This window comes from Metasolibacillus meyeri (genome assembly GCF_003049505.1).
Taxonomy (GTDB): Bacteria; Bacillota; Bacilli; order Bacillales_A; family Planococcaceae; genus Metasolibacillus; species Metasolibacillus meyeri.
The window spans coordinates 1-5,062 of record NZ_PYWN01000074.1; the positions used below are offsets into that span (position 1 = coordinate 1).

A 5,062-nucleotide genomic window follows, 5' to 3' on the forward strand; every position below is an offset into this window, starting at 1 on the left:
TTGTTTCATATTCTTTATTTTCAGTAATATAAATATATTATTTTATTCATTTGAAAGTCTTCAAATTCAAAAGCTCTAAAAGTAAATAACACAAGGTATATATTTTAAAGTTTTAATTTTCTCTAACCTTTCAATCGTATTTTGCTACAAACCTAGTTAATGTCATTCTTTTTTAATTCTTGCAATGCAAATCTTTTAGCCGATTTCTCTTATCCACTTGTCTTTTCTCTATTTATATCCAATTTTATATGATTTTGGTCTTTTGTAAAATACATATAATCAAAAATTATAAAAAATCCTTTGTGACATAACTTTAAGTTTATATATTTGAATCATAAAGAAAAAGAATAACCAGAGGGGGATATTCCTCCTACTTCTCTAACAATCAGTTGTTCTAGGAACATCAATATTGAATGGTGTAACGTTACACAATACAATATATGTAGATAATAATATTTTTAAAGGGGAGAAAGTTTATGAAATTGTTTGAAAAACCAGTTCACCCTGGTATATATGTACGTCAGAAAATTATCCCTTCAGATATGACCATCAAAAGTGCAGCAGAGCGACTAGGTGTAGCCAGGTCAACATTATCAAACTTTCTTAATGGGAAGTCATCATTGTCCTCGAAAATGGCAGCTAGATTAGAAAAAGCATTTGGTGTTGATTATAAACAGTTACTTCGATTACAAGTTGTTTATAATCAACATATATGCTTGTCTACTAATAAAGAGATTACGGTACGCTCTTTTGTGCCAAATTTTCTTACAATAAAAGCATATCAGATTGAAGAATGGGCTAATACTCAGATTGACGCTCGAAGTCATTTTCCAGTTTTATTACGAAAATTAGTTCATTCAACAGGCAATGAATTTCATAAGGTTGATTTTCCAGGCTATGATAACTCTCAGCGTAAAGGATCAGATGGTTTGATTGTATCTGAGGTTGCTACACCATGGATTCCTGAAGGGAACTCCTTTTGGGAGTTTGGAACTGACCAGAAACCAAGCAATAAAGCTGAGAGTGATTATAATGCGAGAGTGACCTCAGTTGATTCTAAAGTACGTTCCAATAGCACATTTGTCTTTGTAACCCCTAGAAACTGGCATGGTAAAGCAGATTGGGAGCAGAGGAAAAACAAAATGGGTGATTGGAAGGCTGTTAGAGCCTTAGATGCGAGCGATCTTGAACAGTGGTTGGAGCAGTCTGTACCAGCACAAATTTGGCTTGCAGAACAGCTCAGTATACCAGTCAAAGGTTATGAAACATTGCAACGAGCCTGGAACAGATGGATACATGCTAGCAATCCTCATCTAACTAAAGAAATTTTTGCTCCTTCAATTGCTTCATATAAGGATACTTTTAAAGATTGGCTTGAAAATTTAAGTAGTCGACCTTATATAATTGTAGCTGACTCGCGGGATGAAGCACTTGCATTTTTGGCTTGTTTGTTTAATGAAAAAGAACTACGACATTTTAAAGACCTAACCGCAGTCTTTTCATCACCAGAGGAACTTAGGAACTTAATTTCGGCATCTGTGCCCTTCATTCCAATTATTCATTCTAAAGAAGCTGAGCGTGAACTCAGTGATGCATATCAAAGGATTCATTGCATTGTAATTCGTCCTCGAAATGCAGTTGATACAGAAGCAGACATCAAGCTTGATCGTCTCTCCTATGAAGATTTTAAAATGGCTCTTACTTCTATGGGGCTAGATGAAAGTGATATTGATAAACTTGCAAGAGAATCAGGATGTTCACCAACAATTTTGCGCCGTCGCCTCTCATCTAATATTGCAATCAAAATACCTGAATGGGCAGATGATGAACGAGCAAAGATCCTCGTACCAATAACTCTAATTGGTACTTGGCATGTAGAATCAGAGGCTGACCGAGAAATTGTATGTAGTATTTCAAATCAAAAGTATGATTTTATTGAAAATGAAATTGTTCACCTACTCCAGTTCGATGACAGTCCAGTATGGTCAGTTGGACATTACCGAGGAATTACATCGAAGATTGATGCATTATTTGCGATTTCGAAATTGGTAACTTTAACAGATTTAGACCGATTCTTTATCGCTGCTAAATACGTTCTTTCTGAGTCTGACCCAGCACTAGAACTACCTGAAAAGGACAGATGGGCAGCAGCTATCTATAATAAGATTCGCAATCACTCTAGTGCATTGCGTACAGGCATTTGTGAGACACTAGTCATTTTATCAGTTCATGGTAATCATCTATTCCAAGACCGTATTGGCATAGATATTAACAGTCGTGTTACATTACTTATTCGTGATCTATTAACACCACTAGATTCTAAAAAGCTGCTTTCTCAAAATCATGATTTACCACGTTATGCAGAAGCAGCTCCAGACGAATTCCTTAAAATCATTGAAGAAGATTTAAAAAACAAGACCCCAATTGTTTTGAGTCTTCTAAAGCCTGTTGACAGCAATTTATTTGGTGTTTCTCCATCTCGAACTGGTCTTCTATGGGCATTGGAGTGTCTTGCTTGGAAACCTCAGCAACTTCTCCGTGTTTCATTGATTCTCGCAAGACTCTCTAGAACAAGAATCAATGATAATTGGGTAAATAAACCAGAAAACAGTCTTAAGGCAATATTCAGATCTTGGATGCCACAAACTGCAGCAACAGTGGAGCAGAGATATAAGGTACTTGAGAGACTCACTAAGAATTTCCCAGATGTAGTTTGGAATATTTGTATTGAACAAATTAAATCTGATTCAAATATTGGTCATTCTAACTACAGACCTAACTGGCGAAGTGATGCCTCGGGGGCTGGGCAGGTTGTTACACAAAAGAAAATGTATGATTTTAATCGAAAGGCATTGGATTTTCTAATTGCTTGGTCAGCTCACGACGAAAAGTCACTTGGAGACCTTGTTGAGACCCTCAAGGACTTGCCAGAAGAAGATGAAATCAATGTTTGGGAATTAATTTATGAGTGGTCTAAGAATGCTAATGATGTTGCTAAAGCTGAATTACGCGAACGTATCCGACAATTCGCATTTACTCAACGCAGTCAGCTTAATTCAACCATCCGTGACCGTGCTCGCGAAGTTTACAACATTCTTAGACCTCAAGATATAGTCATCCGTCATAATTGGTTGTTTTTAAATAACTGGGTGAAAGAATCCGTAGATGAAATTTCAGATGAGGATTTTGACTATCAAAAAAGAGAAGAGAGAATTGATAGATTGCGTTTAGAAGCTATTAATGAAATATGGAGTGAGCGGAGATTTGAGGGAGTAAAAGAATTAGTAAATGAAACTAATGCTGCTAATGTTATCGGTCACTACGTGTTATCTTGTATTATCGATGTTAAAGAGAGAGTAGATTTCATCAGTAAATGCCTTTCAGTTAATGTAGACCTTAAGAGCAAGTTCGAATCTTGTCTACAAGGCTTTATTTTGGCGATTGAAGATGACTTACGAACTGAAGTACTGCAGATAGCAGTAAACGAATTACCTTTCGAAGAACAAATACGATTATTTATATGTGCTCCTTTTCAAAAATCGACATGGCGTCTATTGGATGGATTCAAAGAAGAAATTCGTAAAGCTTATTGGAAAGAAGTAATCCCTACTTGGAGAAGACATGCACCATCTGAGGTTACTGAGATAATTGATAGTCTCTTAGAAGCTAGGAGACCTCGAGCAGCTTTCCATGCTGTTCATATTGACTTCAAAAACATTGAAACCTCACGCCTTAAGCAATTACTATATGATGTTGCAGCGGTCAATAACGAGACAACCGATAATTTCCAGTTGGAAAGTTATCATATTTCAAAAGCATTGAACTCCCTTAATGGTCGTACTGGTATTACTCTTGATGAAATGGCTCAACTTGAATTCCTTTTCATAAATGTACTCAACTCTAGCGAATATGATATTCCAAATCTTGAAGCTCAAATTGCAGAATCGCCTGTGTTATTTGTCCAGGCTATTGTTTTTGCTTATAAAAGAAGCGATGAGGGGGAAGACCCTTTAGAATGGCGAATAACTAATACTGAGCAGCAAGCAGCAATTGCAACAGCGGCCCATCGTCTCTTAAACAAAATTGCAAAGATACCTGGTACAAATAAAAATGGGGACATTGATACAGTAACACTTACTAAGTGGTTAAAAGAAGTTCGGCGTTTATGTCAAGAATACAGTCGTGCTGAGATTGGTGATCAATGTTTAGGGCAATTACTCGCTAAGGCACCTATTGATCAAAATGGAATATGGCCTTGTCAAGAAGTATGTGAGGTTATGGATGAAATAACATCTTTAGAGATAGGAACGGGATTCTATGTGGGAGTACTAAACTCTAGGGGGGTTCACTGGAAGGACTCTGAAGGCTTACAAGAGCGCAAACTTGCTACAAAATATCGTAACTGGGCTGAGCACTTGCACTTTCAATATCCATATGTCGGAGCAATACTTGAGAATATAGCTCAATTCTACGATAATGAAGCCAAATCACGTGATACCGAAGCACAAATTTCGAAAAGGCTACACAATTGAAAATATTAGTGCTAACAAAGTAATACTATGATCAAAAATAGCTTAAACAATGTAAATTATATTACTATTTACAAGACTTACGTAAAGGATATTTTTAATATAAACACCTATTGCAGCTTCAAAATATTAAAGTTATGATGCTTCATCCTAGAGAGAAATATTTTATTGTCATACAAGTTGCTACAGCTGAGAGTAATCTAAGATTATATTATGCGACTTAGGGACTAAATATACAAGTCGAGCAACTTATCATAACCTACCTGAGAAGTATATCATTGGAGATTGGGGGCAGAACTTGATTATTTTGAACAACACCCAAAAAGGATAATAACTTTTTCACTTCAAAAAATTAAATATTCCTTCTTAAAATCCGAAAAATGTTAGACCTATTATGCCTTGGTCTAACATTTTTTCTTTTTATCTCAGCCTCTTTCAATACTACGAAAATTTCATTCTAATTAAAATGCTTGATTGTCATTCATAAAATAAAACCGTTTATTATATTTATCTTTTTCTCTATAATACAAAGT

The 5,062-nt window shown here is 35.7% G+C and carries 1 protein-coding gene; it reads left to right on the forward strand.

Features of this window, described 5'->3' with window-relative positions; genetic code table 11:
* Positions 1-476 precede the first annotated feature (476 nt).
* Positions 477-4,532 (forward strand): HigA family addiction module antitoxin, encoded by a 4,056-nt coding sequence (locus tag C9J34_RS11540; protein WP_107840027.1) that lies wholly within the window; start codon positions 477-479, stop codon positions 4,530-4,532.
* The last annotated feature ends 530 nt before the right edge of the window (positions 4,533-5,062 follow it).

Coding starts and splice junctions, on each gene's coding strand:
- C9J34_RS11540 (WP_107840027.1), top strand. CDS start 477: ATGAAATTGTTTGAAAAACCAGTTCACCCTGGTATATATGTACGTCAG.